This is a genomic window from Spirillospora sp. NPDC048824 (assembly GCF_043198455.1).
GTDB lineage: Bacteria > Actinomycetota > Actinomycetes > Streptosporangiales > Streptosporangiaceae > Spirillospora.
Window position 1 is genome coordinate 48,598 of record NZ_JBICUS010000022.1, and the last position, 16,264, is coordinate 64,861.

The 16,264-nt window shown below is 70.9% G+C and carries 16 protein-coding genes; 4 read left to right on the top strand and 12 right to left on the bottom strand.

What is annotated here, in order from left to right:
• Positions 1-9: 9 nt before the first annotated feature.
• The 6 genes from ACGFIS_RS32395 to fbaA form a co-directional block, all read right to left on the bottom strand.
• Positions 10-849 carry a glycerophosphodiester phosphodiesterase family protein gene (locus ACGFIS_RS32395; RefSeq protein ID WP_392903205.1) on the bottom strand — a complete coding sequence of 280 codons (840 nt, stop codon included), beginning with the start codon at positions 847-849 and terminating at the stop codon, positions 10-12.
• A gap of 5 nt (positions 850-854) precedes the next feature.
• Complete coding sequence (locus tag ACGFIS_RS32400; RefSeq protein WP_392903208.1) at positions 855-2,138, bottom strand: adenylosuccinate synthase; 1,284 nt, start codon at positions 2,136-2,138, stop codon at positions 855-857.
• 126 nt (positions 2,139-2,264) lie between these two features.
• Positions 2,265-2,684 carry a DUF3151 domain-containing protein gene (locus ACGFIS_RS32405; protein WP_392903210.1) on the bottom strand — a complete coding sequence of 140 codons (420 nt, stop codon included), beginning with the start codon at positions 2,682-2,684 and terminating at the stop codon, positions 2,265-2,267.
• 35 nt (positions 2,685-2,719) lie between these two features.
• Positions 2,720-3,244, bottom strand: a complete 525-nt coding sequence (locus ACGFIS_RS32410; protein ID WP_392903213.1) for a GNAT family N-acetyltransferase — start codon at positions 3,242-3,244, stop codon at positions 2,720-2,722.
• Positions 3,245-3,301: 57 nt separating this feature from the next.
• Positions 3,302-3,751 carry a winged helix-turn-helix transcriptional regulator gene (locus tag ACGFIS_RS32415; protein ID WP_392903217.1) on the bottom strand — a complete coding sequence of 150 codons (450 nt, stop codon included), beginning with the start codon at positions 3,749-3,751 and terminating at the stop codon, positions 3,302-3,304.
• Positions 3,752-3,848: 97 nt separating this feature from the next.
• Positions 3,849-4,871 carry a class II fructose-bisphosphate aldolase gene (gene fbaA, locus ACGFIS_RS32420; RefSeq protein ID WP_392903218.1) on the bottom strand — a complete coding sequence of 341 codons (1,023 nt, stop codon included), beginning with the start codon at positions 4,869-4,871 and terminating at the stop codon, positions 3,849-3,851.
• Positions 4,872-5,044: 173 nt separating this feature from the next.
• On the opposite strand from fbaA, the gene ACGFIS_RS32425 reads away from it, so the two are divergent.
• Positions 5,045-5,770: a DedA family protein gene (locus ACGFIS_RS32425; RefSeq protein ID WP_392903221.1), complete on the top strand. Its 726-nt coding sequence runs from the start codon at positions 5,045-5,047 to the stop codon at positions 5,768-5,770.
• A gap of 60 nt (positions 5,771-5,830) precedes the next feature.
• Positions 5,831-6,250 carry a RodZ domain-containing protein gene (locus ACGFIS_RS32430; protein ID WP_392903223.1) on the top strand — a complete coding sequence of 140 codons (420 nt, stop codon included), beginning with the start codon at positions 5,831-5,833 and terminating at the stop codon, positions 6,248-6,250.
• Here ACGFIS_RS32430 and pyrE read toward each other — a convergent pair.
• Positions 6,247-6,783 carry an orotate phosphoribosyltransferase gene (gene pyrE, locus ACGFIS_RS32435; RefSeq protein ID WP_392903225.1) on the bottom strand — a complete coding sequence of 179 codons (537 nt, stop codon included), beginning with the start codon at positions 6,781-6,783 and terminating at the stop codon, positions 6,247-6,249. The two genes, ACGFIS_RS32430 and pyrE, sit on opposite strands and share 4 nt — an antisense overlap.
• A gap of 138 nt (positions 6,784-6,921) precedes the next feature.
• Here pyrE and ACGFIS_RS32440 point away from each other — a divergent pair, with 138 nt between their 5' ends.
• Positions 6,922-7,449: a hypothetical protein gene (locus tag ACGFIS_RS32440; RefSeq protein WP_392903227.1), complete on the top strand. Its 528-nt coding sequence runs from the start codon at positions 6,922-6,924 to the stop codon at positions 7,447-7,449.
• 12 nt (positions 7,450-7,461) lie between these two features.
• Here ACGFIS_RS32440 and ACGFIS_RS32445 read toward each other — a convergent pair whose 3' ends face one another.
• The 4 genes from ACGFIS_RS32445 to ACGFIS_RS32460 all read right to left on the bottom strand — a co-directional run bounded on the left by ACGFIS_RS32445 (position 7,462) and on the right by ACGFIS_RS32460 (position 12,783).
• Complete coding sequence (locus tag ACGFIS_RS32445; protein ID WP_392903229.1) at positions 7,462-8,106, bottom strand: tol-pal system YbgF family protein; 645 nt, start codon at positions 8,104-8,106, stop codon at positions 7,462-7,464.
• Between the two features lie 80 nt (positions 8,107-8,186).
• Positions 8,187-9,614, bottom strand: a complete 1,428-nt coding sequence (locus ACGFIS_RS32450) for an NYN domain-containing protein (RefSeq protein WP_392903231.1) — start codon at positions 9,612-9,614, stop codon at positions 8,187-8,189.
• Between the two features lie 483 nt (positions 9,615-10,097).
• Entirely contained in the window at positions 10,098-11,726 is a 1,629-nt protein-coding gene (locus ACGFIS_RS32455; RefSeq protein ID WP_392903233.1) for an alkaline phosphatase D family protein, read from the bottom strand.
• A gap of 73 nt (positions 11,727-11,799) precedes the next feature.
• Positions 11,800-12,783, bottom strand: a complete 984-nt coding sequence (locus tag ACGFIS_RS32460; protein WP_392903235.1) for an NAD-dependent epimerase/dehydratase family protein — start codon at positions 12,781-12,783, stop codon at positions 11,800-11,802.
• Between the two features lie 106 nt (positions 12,784-12,889).
• Here ACGFIS_RS32460 and ACGFIS_RS32465 point away from each other — a divergent pair, with 106 nt between their 5' ends.
• Entirely contained in the window at positions 12,890-13,597 is a 708-nt protein-coding gene (locus ACGFIS_RS32465; RefSeq protein ID WP_392903238.1) for a hypothetical protein, read from the top strand.
• A gap of 48 nt (positions 13,598-13,645) precedes the next feature.
• Here ACGFIS_RS32465 and clpB read toward each other — a convergent pair whose 3' ends face one another.
• Positions 13,646-16,243 (bottom strand): ATP-dependent chaperone ClpB, encoded by a 2,598-nt coding sequence (gene clpB, locus ACGFIS_RS32470; protein WP_392903241.1) that lies wholly within the window; start codon positions 16,241-16,243, stop codon positions 13,646-13,648.
• Positions 16,244-16,264 lie beyond the last annotated feature (21 nt).

Genomic DNA, 16,264 nt, shown 5'->3' on the forward strand with positions numbered 1-16,264 from the left:
TCGCAGGAATTACACGGCCGCGAGGACGGTGCGCACGCGGTCCGGGTAGTCGGTCACCAGGGCGTCCGCGCCGTATTTGATGAAGCGGACCATGTCTTCGGGGGCGTTGACCGTCCAGACGGCGACACGGAGGCCGCGGTCGTGGGCCTCTTCGATCAGGCCAGGGGTCGTGACGGCGTGTTCGGGGGACAGGTAGGCGGCGCCGATCTCCGCGGCGGCGGCCACCGGGTCGCCCGGCGGGAGGCCCGCGAGCCAGGGGGTGTCCGCGACGAGGGTCTTGCGCTCGACCAGGGCCACACGCGGGAACTCCGGGTGACGGCGGCGGGCCTCCGTCAGGACGCGCCAGTCGAAGGCCAGGAGGCGCGACCGGCCGTTCAGGCCGGCGGACGCCAGGACCTCCACTACGGCGTCCGTGAGGCGTTCAATGTCGTCGGCCGGCCAGCCGGGGTCGGTCTTGAGCTCCACGGCGATCTCCACGTCCGTGGGGGCCAGCAGGGCGCATGCCTCGGCGAGGGTCGGGATCCCGGCGCCGGGGACGGGGGTCTGCGTGAACGCCTCGTGTCGCCGGGCACCCGCGTCCACGGTGCGGAGCTGGGCGAGGGTCAGCTCCCGGATCGGTCTGCCGACGTAGGGGAAGGCGGGGTCGCCGGGCCACGCGGGGGCGGTGTCGGTGAGGTTCACCGGCGAGAGGGCCTGGTCGTGGTTGAGGACGACCACGCCGTCGGCGGACATGCCCACGTCGAGTTCGATCGCGTCCACGCCCAGTTCGAGGGCGTGGACGAACCCGGGGAGCGTGTTCTCCGGGCGCAGGCCGCGCGCTCCCCGGTGGCCGTGGACCTCGACGGCCACGTGCCTCAGACCAGCGACCGCAGGGACAGCGTCTGGTCGCGTCCCGGGCCGACGCCGATCGCGGAGATCCGGCAGCCGGACATCTCCTCCAGGGACCGGACGTACGCCTGCGCGGTCGCGGGGAGGTCGTCGAACGTCTTGGCGCCGGTGATGTCCTCCTGCCAGCCGTCCAGGTACTCCAGGACGGGCTTGGCGTGGTGGAACTCGGTCTGCGTCGTGGGGATCTCGTCCACGCGCACGCCGTCGATCTCGTAGGCGACGCACACCGGGACGCGCTCCAGCCCCGACAGGACGTCCAGCTTCGTGAGGAAGTAGTCGGTGATGCCGTTGACGCGGGTGGCGTAGCGGGCGATGACGGCGTCGAACCAGCCGCAGCGGCGGTCGCGCCCGGTCGTCACGCCGTACTCGCCGCCGGTCTTGCGCAGGTACTCGCCCTGCTCGTCCAGCAGCTCGGTGGGGAACGGTCCAGAGCCAACCCGCGTCGTGTACGCCTTGATGATGCCGATCACGCGGCTGATCTTCGTGGGGCCGAGGCCGGAGCCCGCGCACGCGCCGCCCGCCGTCGGGCTGGACGACGTCACGAACGGGTAGGTGCCGTGGTCGATGTCCAGCAGCGTGCCCTGGGCGCCCTCCAGCAGCACGAGCTTGTCGTCGTCCAGCGCCTTGTTGAGGATGAGCTCGGTGTCGGCGACGAACGGACGCATCCGCTCCCCGTAGGCCAGGTACTCCTGGACGATCGGGCCCGTGTCGATGCGGCGCCGGTTGTAGACCTTGGTGAGGACCTGGTTCTTCTCGCGCAGCGCCAGGTCGAGCTTCTGCGTGAGGATGTTCGGGTCGAACAGGTCCTGGACGCGGATGCCCATCCGGTTGATCTTGTCGGCGTAGGCGGGGCCGATACCGCGGCCGGTGGTGCCGATCCGGGCCTTGCCGAGGTACCGCTCGGTGACTTTGTCGAGGGCCCGGTGGTGCGGCATGATCAGGTGCGCGTTCGCCGAGATCAGCAGGCGGTCGCAGCCGATCCCGCGGTCCCGCAGGCCGTCGATCTCCCCGAGCAGCACCGCCGGGTCGATCACCACGCCGTTCCCGATCACGGGGACGACGTCGGGTGACAGCACCCCGGACGGCAGCAGGTGGAGCGCGTAGCTCTTGTCCCCGATGACCACGGTGTGGCCGGCGTTGTTGCCGCCTTGGTAGCGGACCACGTAGTCGACGTCCCCGCCGAGCAGGTCCGTGGCCTTGCCCTTGCCTTCATCTCCCCACTGCGCCCCGACAAGAACGATGGCAGGCATGCCACTTTCCCTTCCCACGACGAAGGCCCCGGTCGCCGCAAGTAGCGATGGGGCCTCTTGCGATCGAAGCCTACCTTTCCCAGCAGATCGAGGAAACCGCACCTCACCGCCGGGGGCGGGGCACGATCAGTTCGCCAGGGTGTCGGCGGCGGTGGGGCTGCTGTCGCGGAGGAAGGTCTTGCAGCGGTCGGCCTCGTGGTCCTCGCCGATGGCGGCGGCGGCGCGGCCCAGGGCGTGGAGGCAGCGGAGGAAACCGCGGTTGGCCTCGTGCTCCCACGGGACGGGGCCTTGGCCCTTCCAGCCGGCGCGGCGGAGCATGTCGAGGCCGCGGTGGTAGCCGGTGCGGGCGAACGCGTAGGAGTCGATGACGCTGCCGCCCGCGAACGCACGGTCGGCCAGTTCGGCCCAAGCGCCGGGGTAGTCGGGGTGGCGCGCGGCGACTTCGAACGGGTCGACGCCGTTCTCCAGGGCCGTGCGGGCCTCGGTGTTGTCCGGCAGTTCGGTCGGAGGAGGACCGCCGAGCAGGTTCTGGGTCATGCGGGTCATCGTAAGCAGGGCTGCCGGGCTCCGACCAACCCGGGTCAGCCCGCCGTGGGGAGCGGCAGGCGGAAGTGCGCGGAGCCGCCCTCGCTGGTCGGGCGGACCGCGGGCCAGCCGTGCTGGACGAATCGGACCGCGTTCCGGTTGCCGAGGATGACGTCGGCGTCGAACTCGGTGATGCCGCGCCGTGCGGCGAGCTGGGCCAGGCAGGCGACCAGGACGCTGCCGAGGCCGCGTCGCTGCCAGGGGTCGGTGATGAGGACGGCGAGGTCGGCGCACCAGGGCCGCCCGGTGCCGCGGACGTACTCGGCGATGCCGACGATCTCGTCGCCGTCGAGCGCGACCATGGCCTCGCGGTCCCAGTGGTCGAGGCGGCCGAGCATGCCGGTGTAGTGGTCGGGGATCCGCGGGGTGCCGGAGAAGAAGCGCATGTAGAGGCTCGCGGCGGACAGCCGGGCCGACATCCGGTGGACGCGGTCGTGGTCGGTGAGGCCGTACGGGCGGATCCGGACGTCGTTCAGCGCCGGGTCAATGTGGGCGGCGGTGCGCACATCGAGTTTCGTCATGCAACTCATTGGACCGCATAAAGTTGCGTGAAGCAACTCCAAGAGGGGCGGCCGGCGTCAGGCGCTCGGGCCCGGGCGGGGTTCCACGTTGGACGGGCCGAGGGGGGCGCCGCAGAAGTCGCAGGTGAACTGCTGGGTCAGGGCGCCGTCGCAGCCGCGGTGTCCGATGATCAGCGGCGGGCCCTCGGGCGCGTAGTGGCGGTCGCCCCACATCAGCAGGGTCATCATCGCGGGCCACAACTCGACGCCCTTGCGGGTCAGCCGGTACTCGTGCCGCTCCGGCCGCTCCTGGTACGGGACGCGGCGCATGATGCCCTCGTCGCACAACCGGTTGAGCCGGTCGGTGAGGACGTTGCGGGCCACGCCCAGCGCGTCCTGGAAGTCGTCGAAGCGCCGCACGCCCTCGAGCGCGCTGCGGATCACCAGCAGCGTCCACCGATCGCCGATGACCTCCAGCGACCGGGCGATCGAGCAGTTCTGCGACTCGTAGGTGCGGGGCAGTGCCACGCCACCGAGCCTACCGGAGTTTCGTCAAACAACGCGCAGGCCGGACGGCCCGGGTTCTCGACGTCGAGCCCGGCCGCCCGGCCTGTACCGCTTCGGGTTACTTCAGCCGCTGCCCGGCGGACTGGAGGTTCTCGGCCGCCTGCACGATGCGGGCGGCCATCGCCGCCTCGGCCGCCTTGCCCCACGAGCGCGGGTCGTACTGCTTCTTGTTGCCGACCTCGCCGTCGACCTTCAGCACGCCGTCGTAGTTGCGGAACATGTGCTCGGCGACAGGGCGGGTGAACGCGTACTGCGTGTCGGTGTCGATGTTCATCTTGATGACGCCGTACGACACCGCCTCCCGGATCTCCTCCAGCGACGAACCGGAGCCGCCGTGGAACACCAGGTCGAACGGCTTGTCCTTGCCGTGCTTGGCGCCGACCGCGTCCTGGATGTCCTTGAGCACCTCGGGACGCAGCTTGACCGAGCCCGGCTTGTAGACGCCGTGCACGTTCCCGAACGTCGCCGCGAGGATGTAGCGGCCCTTCTCGCCCACGCCGACGGCCTCGGCGGTCGCGAGCGCGTCGCCGGGCGTCGTGTAGAGCTTCTCGTTGATCTCGTTGGCGACGCCGTCCTCCTCGCCGCCGACGACGCCGATCTCCATCTCCATGATGATCCGCGCCTTGGCGCACTGGTCCAGGAGTTCCTCGGCGATCCGCAGGTTCTCGTGCAGCTCGACCGCCGACCCGTCCCACATGTGCGACTGGAACAGCGGCTCCTCACCGCGCGCCACCCGCTCCTGCGAGATCTTCACCAGCGGGCGCATGAAGCCGTCCAGCTTGTCCTTCGGGCAGTGGTCGGTGTGCAGCGCGATGTTCACCGGGTACTTGGCGGCCACGACCCGGGCGTACTCGGCGAGGGCGGTCGAGCCGATGACCATGTCCTTGACCGTGGAGCCGGACAGGTACTCCGCCCCACCGGTGGACACCTGCACGATCCCGTCGCTCTCGGCCTCGGCGAAGCCGCGCAGCGCGGCGTTCAGCGTCTGGCTGGACGTCACGTTGATCGCGGGGAAGGCGAAACCGTCCTGCTTCGCACGGTCGAGCATCTCCGCGTAGACCTCGGGCGTTGCGATGGGCATTGATCAGCGTCCTTTCATACTGGTCGGTGCCGCCGGGCATCCGGCCGGGCGGTAGCACCCGGTGGTCCAGGTACCCGGGTGTGGGCCCAGGTCACCCGGTCTCCCGGGTCGGGCATGCCGTCCACCCTCAGTATCCCGCCTAATCGGAGCGTGTGGAAAGGTACGCTCGCTGTGTGGATCTCACTGCCCTTCCCCTCAGCATCACCGAGTGGCTGCACCCGACCGCATGGCTGCAGCTCTTCGGCACGTTCGCGACGATCGGCGTAATCGCCATCATCTTCGCCGAAACCGGACTGCTGTTCGGCTGCCTGCTTCCCGGTGACTCGCTGCTCTTCACCGCGGGGATCCTCACGGCGGTCACGACCGTCAACGGGCAGGAGTTCCAGCCGCTCTCGCTGCCGGTGCTGATGATCGGCGGCCCGATCGCGGCGATCGCCGGCGCGCAGACGGGCCACTGGCTCGGCGCGCGCTACGGCCGCAGGCTCTTCGACCGCCCCGACTCCAGAATCTTCAAACACGAGTGGGTGGAGAAGGCCGAGTATTACTTCAACCGGTTCGGCCCGGCCCGAGCGGTCGTGCTGGCCCGGTTCATCCCGATCGTGCGGACGTTCCTCAACCCGCTCGCCGGGATGCTCGGCATGGACTCCCGCAAGTTCCTGATCTGGAACGCCGTCGGCGGGATCCTCTGGACGGAGACGCTCTTCCTGGTCGGCCACTTCCTCGGCTCCCAGGTCCCGGACATCGAGAAGTACATCCTTCCGGGCGTCGCGGTCATCGTCCTTCTGTCCCTGATTCCGATCGTCCGGGAGATGATGAAGGGGCGTAAACCGGACCAGGGTCCGAATAAGAATGGCCCCGAAGAGTCACGTCCGTCGCTCAGCGGTGACAGTTATCGCTAACCTCCCCATGTGGGACGTCATCGGTCGGACCCTAGGGGTCTCGCGCGCATACTGATCGCGGTGCTTGCCGTGATGGCCGCCCTGGCCCTTCTGGTCGTGGGCGGCATGGCACTGGTCAACGCCCTTTCCGGCGAGCCCGAACAGAAGGGTCCCGTCACGCCCACGCCCGCGACCGCGTCCGCCGACGCGTCCCCCAGCGAAAGCCAGGCACCGAAGTCGCCGGCGGCCGCCGTCCCCCTGGTCATCCGCGTGACGGGGCAGCCCACCAACGTCGTCGTCCGGGTCGCGGACGCCCAGGGCAAGGTGCTCACCAACGGCACGCTCGGCACCGGCGACACGCTCCAGTACGACGAGGCCCCCCTCCAGGTCGTCGCCACCAACGGCGGCTCCCTGCAGGTCACCATCTACGGCGAGGTGCAGCCGGCGAAGCCGAACGGCCAGCGCGGCCAGTGGTTCGTCGGCGAAGCGCCGGCGACCTAGCTCAGGCCGAGGTCCGCGACGCCGTACGGATGCCGGTACGCGAGGCCCTCCTCGGCGATGCGTCCCGCCGCGCCGCGCTCCAGGATCGTCGCGACCGCCACGACCTCCGCCCCCGCCTCCCGCAGCGCCTCCACCGCGGTGAGGACGGACCCGCCCGTGGTCGAGGTGTCCTCGACGGCGAGGACCCGGCGCCCCGCCACGTCCGGCCCCTCGATGCGCCGCTGCAACCCGTGCGCCTTTCCCGCCTTCCGCACGACGAACGCGTCCAGCGTGCGTCCGCGGGCCGCCGCCGCGTGCAGCATCGCCGCGGCCACCGGGTCGGCGCCCAGCGTGAGCCCGCCGACGGCGTCGTAGTCGAGGCCGGCGGTCTCGTCCAGCATGACCCGCCCCACCAGCGGCGCCGCGACCCCGTCCAGCGTCACCCGGCGCAGGTCCACGTACCAGGACGCCCGCCTGCCCGACGACAGCACGACGTCCCCGTGCACCACGGCCTTGTCCTTGATCATCTGCAGCAGCTCTTCGCGATCGCTCACCCGACGAAGCCTATTCACCGGTCTCCAGCCCCCACCCACCGCCATTCAATCGACGAGCTCCGCTCGACCCCCATCTGCCCGTTCACCCCGTGCACGGCCCCCGCCGCCGCCGTGTACGGTGCCCGGGAGGGGGACGAGATGACGCCGGGAACGCTGATCCTGCTGCACGCGCCGAACGCCGACGCGGCCGCCTGGGGCGACCTGCCGGAGATGCTGCGCTCGTACGGCCTGGACGTGGTCGCACCGGACGTCCCGGACGGCACGGGCCACCGCTACATCGCCCGCGTCTCCCTGATCATCACGGCGACCGATCCGGTGGCCCCGCTCGTCCTGGCCGCACACGGCGCCGCCGGGCCCCTGCTGCCCGGCATAGCCCTCGCCCAGCGCGCCGCGCACCGTCCCGTGGGCGGCTACGTGTTCGTCGACGCCGACCTCCCGCGCCCCCTGCACCTGCACGGTGAGGGCTCGCCCCACGATGACCTCCCCATGCCCCCAGATTGGCCGGAGGCGCCCTGCGGGTACCTCCGCACCCATTCGGACCGCTCCGGCTCCTCCGAGCACGAGGAGGCCGTCAGAGAGGCGCGCCTACGCGGCTGGCCCGTGACCGAACACGACCCTCCGAAGGCCGTGGCCCAATCCCTGAGCGAACTGGTGGCCACCCTGTAGCCGGGTGGAGCCCTACCCGTTCTTCAGGAGGTCGTCCAGGAGGGCGTCGTAATCGTCTTCGCCGCGGCCGAGGTCGATGCGGGCGCGGTAGCGGAGGCGGAGGAGGGCTTCGAGGCTGTCCTCGGCGAGGGCGACGTCGTCCGGGCCCGGTGTGAGGGTGTCGGCCCCGGGGACCGGGGGCTCGTCGGGGCCGCCGATGCCGGTGCCCACGGCGCGGTCGCGCAGGGCGAGGACGACGTCGGCGCCGCTGGTGGCCCACTCGTGGGCGCCGGTCGCGTCGCCCTGGGCGTAGAGCACCTCGGCGACGGCGCGGTACACCTCGGGGTCGCGCGGCTTGTCGTCGCGGATCTGGTCCAGGAGCGTGCGGGCCTCGTCGGGGCGTTCGAGTTCGAAGAGCGCGTCGGCGAGGTAGGCGCGCGGGTCGCCGTAGGTTTCGCCGCCGTCGTCCAGGGCCCTGCGGTACAGCTCGGCGGCCTTGCCGTGGTCGCCGGCATGCTGCCACTGCTCACCCGCGCGCAGCAGAACGTTGGCGCGTGACACCCCGCCGGACACCGACTCGGCCAGCTCGGCGAGCCGGCGGGCCGCCGAGATGTGATCGCCGGTGCGCAGGGTGTCGAACTCCAGGTCGTCGAGATCGTCTTCCGTCACATGCGTCACGCTTCAACGCTACCCGTCGCCGCGCGGCCGAAGCGGCCGAATCGGTGATGATCGCGCAATACCGGTGCGTACCTGGCGGCTTACCTGCGGGAACGTTCTAGAGCGTCCCAGAATCCGCGGCGCAGCGCGTGCCGCACCTCGTCGTGCAGAAGGAAGTCGATGGGCAGCGAGGAGCCCTGCAGGAGCCGCGCCTCCAGGTCGGACGGCATGCGCGGTTTGCGGGCGAGGACGGCCTCCAGCCACAGGGCGGGCGCGTCCCTGGCGACGGACTCGCCGAAGTCCTGGCCTTCCTGGTGGGCGGCCTTGACCGCGTCCGCCAGCGTCGGGGCGTTCTGCTGCACCGGCACGGGCGAGACCTGCTGCGGGCCCGTGTACGGGCCGTTCTGGCCGCCCGACTGCATCGTCTGCGGTGGCGGCGGCGGGGACGGTGCCGGGATCGGCGACGAGGTGTACTGCGGCCCCGGGTTCGGCGGCTGCGCGGGCGGCGCCTGGGACGGCGGGGCCTGCGCGGAGGGCGGCCCGGACGTCGGCGCGGCCTGCAGCGGGACCTGCTGCCCGCCGGTGCCGTAGGACGACCCGCCACCGGACCCGTACGACGATCCCCCGCCGGACCCGTAGGACGACCCGCCGCCTGAACTGCCTGAACTGCCTGAACTGTAGGACGATCCGCCGCCGGAGCCGTACGACGATCCCCCGTGCCCGTCCGACGAGCCGGGCAGCGGCATCGGGCCGGTGCCGTGGCCGCCGGTCGAGCCGGGGCCGTTCAGCCCGGTGTTGCCGGTCATGGCCGGGCCGAGGTCGCGGACGGCCGGGGCGGGCGTCGCCGGCGGCCGGCTGAGCGGGGACGCGGGCGGCGGCCCGTTGTGCGAGGTGGTCTGGAGGGGGCCGAGTGAGCTGCCGTGGCCGTTGGAGCCGTGGCCGTTGGACAGCGGGCTCGCCCCGAGGGAGGAGGAGCCGGCGGTGCCGTCCATGCCGGCGAGCAGGTTGACGTAGGGCCGCAGGTGGCCGGAGCCGATCTCGATGAGGTCGTCGCACTCCTGCCGCAGCACGCGGGAGATCGTCCAGTTGCCGTCGACGGCGACGTGCACGATGGTGACGCGGACGCCGAGGTCCTGGGCGTCGGTGACGACCTGGGCGAGGTCCTCGTCGCCGCTGACCAGGACGGCGTCGGTGAGCGCACCGTTGCGGGCGAGGGTCATCAGGTCGCGGTGGATCTCGGAGTCGACGCCCTCGCGGCGGCCGGGGCGGATGCGGCCGAGTCTCAGCTTGAGTCCGGGCAGGTCGGCGAGCGCGTCGTGCTCGGGGGAGCGGCGGCCCTCGACCGTCGCCTCGTACCAGTAGCAGCGCAGCAGCGGCATTCCGGTGCGTTCTCTGGCGAGATTGCCCAGGAGCTGCAGGAGGCCGCCGAAGTCCCACGAGACGGTTTCGCGATGACGTGTGCCATGCACCGACATCGCGCCGTCGGCCAGCAGGTAGCCGGCGTCTACGAACAGCGCGCAGCGATCCATGCGACACCGCCCTTCCTCAAACACGGGAGCTCACAGCATGCCCATCCGGCGTAGTGTCCTCGGGCGCCTATAGCGTAGTGAAGCGCGTAAGCCCGGTAGGCCAATACGGCGTTTCGCCACTCTTTCATGGCAGGCCGCCGGTTGGCGACTCCCCGGTAACAAAGAAATCAGAAGCCGCGGCGGACGCTACCAGCCGATTCGGGCCGGCCCTGTAGTTCCCCATGATCTTTACGGGAAGAAGCAGGTCGCGGGTTCAATCCCGGGATCCCCGCGACCCGCGCTTAAACCGCCCATGGTGAGCGGCAGCGTGAGCGACCGGTGAGCGGCGCGCCCGGGGGTTGTTCCGCGGCTTTTCATGCGAGCCCGAGTGGAGCACGCCGTTTCATGCTCGCAAATTGTGATGGCTTGACCACTGGTTGTTGCCTCATTCTGACCGTGCCGGCGGATTTTCACGGAACGCGTCCCCCGCCGGCCGGATACCCGTCAGCCCGTAATTTCCGCGCTGCCCATCTCGGTGAGCCTGCCGCCGTCGCGCGGTGTCTCCCAGCGAACGTCGCAGCTGCGCCCCGACAGTTCGACGGTGGCGATGGCGTTGTCGAACCAGGGGCCGTCGGTCATGCGCCACCGGATCGGCGGGACGGGCACCTTCGCCAGTTTCGCCAGGGCGCGGAACGGTCCGCCGACCGCCCGCGAGTACGCGAGGTGGTTGGCCCAGCGGAACACCCCGGCCAGAGGGTTGCGCAGGGGCGAGCAGACGATCTGCGTGATCTTCGACTGGGTACCGGGCTCGGTGACCCGCGCCAGGTACGAGTAGTGGATGTCGCCGGACAGGAAGGAGATGCTCGCCGGGGCGGGGCCGCGCTCACCGCGTCCGACGGCGACGACGGCGGCGGCCAGGGTGCGGAACGACCGCTCGAACGCCGCCCAGTGCTCCAGGTCGGCGGCCTGCCGGACCTTCTCCCCGAACTTGGCTCCGGCCTTGCCCCAGGCGCCCCCGGCGATGGCCTCGTTCCACGACTCCGCATGGTGGATCGCCCTGGGCAGCAGGTAGGGGAGGGAACTCGCGATGAGGAGATGGTCCACGCCGCCCTGGCACTTGCCGTCCAGCCACTGGAACTCCTCGTCGTCGAGCATGCCGCGGCGGTCGGCGGTGAGGAGCCTGGAGCATCGGCTGTCGACGACGATCAGGCGGGTTCCGCCCCAGTCGTGCGCGTAGCTCCAGCGCGTGCTGGCCGGTTCCTTGTCGGCCTTCTCCGCGAGCTCGTCGAGGACGGCGCCCGCGTCGCCGGTGCTGTCGGACGCCGCCCGCACCGCCTTGAAGACGGCATCGGACGCGCGGTCCTGCGGCGACATGTTCCCGAGGTGCTGGTAGACCCAGTACGAGCCGATCCCGCCGGTGATGCGGGCCTTCCACCAGGGCTGCGACCACATCTCCTGGCGCCACGCATAGGAGGTGTTCCAGTCGTCCCTGATGTCGTGGTCATCGAAGATGGTGAAGGTCGGGACGGTGGACAGCAGCCACCGCACCGCCGGATCGTCGTGCCACGCCAGCTTGTAGAGGTGGGTGTACTCCTCGTAGTCGGCGACCTCGTCGATGGGCGGCTCTTCCGGTTCGCGGCGGCTCCCGATGAACTCGCGCATCTCGTCGGTCAGCTCGTCGGCGTAGATCTGGTCGCCGACCATGAGCAGGATGTCCGGCCAGGTGACCGAGTCGCCGCCCGCGCGGAGCCGGTCCGCGAACGCGGCGAGCGCGTCGTACCCGAACTGCTCGACGGTGCCCGGCGAGCGGCGGCAGGACCCGAACGAGATCCGCAGGGCGCCCTCCGGGTCGAGCGTCCTGATCCGGGACGGCGGGAACCCGGTGCCGGCTTCGGGCCAGACGGTCTCGCCGTCGGCCTGCACCTCGTAAGGGATCCGCGCGCCCGGCGCGAGCCCCTCGATCTCGACGAGCGCGTAGTGGTGGCCGTGCGCGGTGAACGTCCGGGCGTTCGCGTCCACGCCGTGCTCCTGGCTGACGACCCGAACCTCGCACGGACGGTCGGTCTCCACCCAGATCGTCGCGGTGTGGTGACTCACGTGCCGGAGATGGGGCCCCAGTACCAAAGCGGTCATGTGAGCCTCTCTAGCCGACCGGGGCCTGTCGCGTCCACTGAAGCGGCATCCGGGTTAGGGCAGAGCGGCCTCGTCAGGAGCGCAGGACCTTCGTTTCGGTCTCGGCGTTCAGGCCGACCACCGGGCGGTCGGGACGCTGCGGCGCCCGGCCTCCGATGGCTCGGAGCCACTCCCACGTGTCCGCGACCGTTTCCTGGACGGTTCTGCAGTGCAGGCCCGCGGAAACCGCTTTGGTCACGCTTGCGCGGTGCATCGTGTCGTACGCCTCGCCGGGTGGAATCCAGATCGGAAGGTCCGTCCAAGGCTGGATGCCCGCTTCAAGGATCTTTTCCGGGGACGTCCAGACGAGGTCGGCGTCAGAGCCCGTCGCCTGGATGCACGCTTCGAGCAACTCGCCCATCGTCGTGTGATCTGGTGGGCTGACGAGGTTGAACGCCCCGCCGGTTCCGTTTTCGATGGCGTCCAGGGTCCACTTGGCAAGGTCCCGGGCGTCGATGTACTGCAGACCCGCGTCGCGTGGGCCGGGCGCCAGAACCTCACCGCCCTGGGAGATCCGCGTCAGCCACCATGGCAGGCGCCCGATGTTCTCGTAGGGGCCGATGATGAGCCCGGCCCGCACCAGCAGCGCCCTGTCGCCGAACACGTCCGTCGCCGCGAGCTCTCCCCCGCGCTTGGCCGACGCGTAGTCGACCTCGCCGTCGTCGGGGGAGCCGTCCACCACGGCGGCGGTTTCGCCGAGCCCGGCCGGCGTGGGATAGCGGTAGACCGAACGGCTGGAGATGTAGGCGTACCGTGCGACCCGCCCGTCCAGGAGCCGCGCGGCGTCCCGTACGGCAGACGGTGCGCCCGACCAGGTGTCGACGACCGCGTCCCACTGCCCGCCGGCGAGGGCTTTGAGACCGTCCTCGGCGGTGCGGTCGCCGTGCAACGACACGACGCCCTGAGGCGGCTCGTGGCGGCCCCTGTGGAAGACGGTCACGTCCCATCCGCGGGCGACCGCGTCTTCGGTGACGGCTCGTCCGACGAACTCCGTCCCGCCCAGCATCAGAAGCTTCATGGGGAAGACTCTGCCTTCTGTACGTTCTGTACGGAACGGTTCCACGCTCACAGCAGAACCGGTCATCGGCCGACGGACGGGCGATGACCGGAGTAGCTTCCCGAACGTGACCGATTCGTTCGACCTTGTCCGGGATCTCCCGTCCGCGCTGCGCGACCGGTCGGCGGCCTGGACGTACATCCGGGGTTTCGCCGCGACCTGGCGCACACCGCTGACTCCGGAGGACGGGACGCCGGAAGCCGAACTGACGGCGGCCGAAGAACACCTCGGCATGCGCCTGCCCGCCGCCCTCCGCGAGGCGTACACGCTCTTCGGGCGCCGCGCCGACCTGCACAGCACCATGCACTCACTGCTGCGCCCGGACGAGTTCTACGTGGACGACCGCAAGGAAGCCCTGGTCTTCCGCGAAGAGAACCAGGGAGCCGCGTCGTGGGGCGTCCTCCTCACCGACCTGGACAAGGCCGACCCGCCCGTCCGCATGCGCCGGGACCTCCAGGACAAGGAGGCGGAGCGCTGGGAGGGCTGGCTGGACGCCTTCTCCGTGTCCTGCATCGAGATCGTCCTGTCCGAGGCACTCCAGGCGGACGAGCCCGTCTGCGACCACGGCGACTTCGAGGACGACGGCGAACTGGACCGCCGCTTCACCCGCCTGCCCTTCCCCGCCCACCCCGAAGGCGAGGACGGACAGGCCTTCTACGCCGGCCCGGGCGTGCTCCTCTGCGACGGCGGAGGCTGGCTCTCCGTCCGCACCCGCGACGAGGAGACCCTCGACCGCCTCCGCGACGACATCCCCGCCGACTGGCTCACCGCCTGACACGCGGGCACCCGCCGGCCCAGAAAGGGTGGCGGGCACACAGGCGCCCTACTTCGTGAGGTTCAGGCCGCGGGTGGGTTCGACGGTGAGGCGGTCGGCGGGCTCGTCGAGGTCGACGACCACCTCGTCGCCGTCGAGGACGCCGCCGGACAGGAGTTCGCGGGCGAGCTGGTCGCCGATCGCCGTCTGGACGAGGCGGCGCAGCGGGCGCGCCCCGTACAGCGGGTCGTAGCCGGTCATCGCCAGCCACTCGCGGGCCGCGTCGGTCACCTTCAGCGTGAGCTGCCGTTCCGCGAGACGCTCGGCCAGCTTGGCGACCTGCAGGTCCACGATCCGGGTCAGCTCGGCGGTGGACAGCGCGTCGAACAGGATCACGTCGTCCAGGCGGTTGAGGAACTCCGGCTTGAACGAGTTCCGGACGGCGTTCCAGACCGCCTCGCGCTTCGCGCCGTTCTCCAGCGTCGGGTCGACGAGGAACTGCGACCCGATGTTGGACGTCAGGATCAGGATCGCGTTGCGGAAGTCGACCGTGCGGCCCTGCCCGTCGGTGAGCCGGCCGTCGTCGAGGACCTGGAGGAGGATGTCGAACACCTCGGGGTGGGCCTTCTCCACCTCGTCCAGCAGCACCGCCGAGTACGGGCGGCGCCGGACGGCCTCGGTGAGCTGCCCACCCTCCTCGTAGCCGACGTACCCGGGCGGGGCGCCGACGAGCCGGGCGACGCTGTGCTTCTCGGAGTACTCGCTCATGTCGATGCGGGTCATCGCCCGCTCGTCGTCGAACAGGAACTCCGCGAGGGCCTTCGCCAGCTCCGTCTTGCCGACCCCGGTCGGGCCGAGGAACAGGAACGATCCGGTCGGGCGGTCCGGGTCGGAGATGCCGGCGCGGGCGCGGCGGACCGCGTCCGACACCGTGCGGACCGCGGCCGCCTGGCCGATCAGGCGCTTGCCGAGCTCGTCCTCCATGCGCAGCAGCTTCTCCGTCTCCCCTTCGAGGAGACGCCCGGCGGGGATGCCCGTCCAGGACGCGACCACGTCGGCGACGTCGTCCGGGCCGACCTCCTCCTTGACCATCGCGTCGCGGTTGTCGGCGGCCTCCGACGCCTCCTCCAGCTGCTTCTCCAGCTCCGGGATCTCGCCGTAGGTGAGCCGCGCGGACGTCTCCAGGTCGCCGTCGCGCTGGGCGCGCTCCGCCTCGCCGTGGAGCTGGTCGATCCGCTCCTTGATCTCACCGACGCGGTTCAGGCCGGCCTTCTCCTTGTCCCAGCGGGCGACGAGGCCGGTCAGATGCTCCTGCTTGTCCGCCAGGTCGGCGCGGAGCCGGTCGAGACGCTGCCGGGACGCCTCGTCGGTCTCCTTGGACAGGTTCATCTCCTCCATCTTGAGGCGGTCGACGGTGCGCTGGAGTTCGTCGATCTCCACCGGACGGGAGTCGATCTCCATGCGCAGCCGCGACGCGGCCTCGTCGACGAGGTCGATCGCCTTGTCCGGCAGGTACCGGGACGTGATGTAGCGGTCCGACAGCGCCGCCGCCGACACCAGCGCCGAGTCGTTGATCTGCACCTTGTGGTGGGCCTCGTAGCGGCCCTTCAACCCGCGCAGGATCGCGATCGTGTCCTCCACGGTCGGCTCGCCGACGAAGACCTGCTGGAACCGGCGCTCCAGCGCCGCGTCCTTCTCGATCCGCTCGCGGTACTCGTCCAGCGTCGTCGCGCCGATCATCCGCAGCTCGCCGCGGGCCAGCATCGGCTTCAGCATGTTGCCGGCGTCCATCGCGCCCTCGGCCGCGCCCGCGCCGACCATGGTGTGCAGCTCGTCGATGAACGTGACGATCCGCCCGTCGCTCTCCTTGATCTCGTTCAGGACGGCCTTCAGCCGCTCCTCGAACTCGCCGCGGTACTTCGCGCCCGCGACCATGGCGCTGAGGTCCAGCGAGACGAGCTTCTTGCCGCGCAGCGACTCGGGGACGTCCCCCGCGACGATGCGCTGCGCCAGGCCCTCCACGACGGCGGTCTTGCCGACGCCGGGCTCACCGATGAGCACCGGGTTGTTCTTCGTCCGCCGCGACAGCACCTGCACGACCCGGCGGATCTCCGAGTCCCGCCCGATCACCGGGTCGAGCCGGCCGTCGCGGGCCGCCGCCGTCAGGTCGACGCCGTACTTCTCCAGCGACTGGTAGGTGCCCTCGGGGTTCTCGGTGGTGACGCGGGCGTGGCCGCGCACCTTCTCGAACGCGTCCAGCAGCGCCTGCGGCGTCGCACCGAACTCCTTGAGCAGGCCCGCCGCCGGGCCCCCGTCCGCGGCGAGCCCGACCAGCAGATGCTCGGTCGAGACGTAGTCGTCCTCCAGTTGCTGGGCCCGGTTCGCCGCCGTGTTGACCGACCGCTGCAGCTGACCCGACAGGCGCGGCGTCGCCACCGTCGAGCCCTGCGCCTTCGGCTTCGCCGCGAGCTGCTCCTCGGCGCGGCGCCTGATCGCCTGCCAGTCCGCGCCGACGGCCTCCAGCAGCGGCACCGCCGTGCCGTCCGCCAGGGCGATCAGCGCGACCAGCAGATGCTGGGGCTCCACCTCGGGGTGCCCCTCGGCCGCGGCCCTCCGGACCGCGACCGACACCGCCTCCTGGCTCTTCTGCGTCAGCTTGTAGTCCATGTCCCAGACCCCCCGTCAACC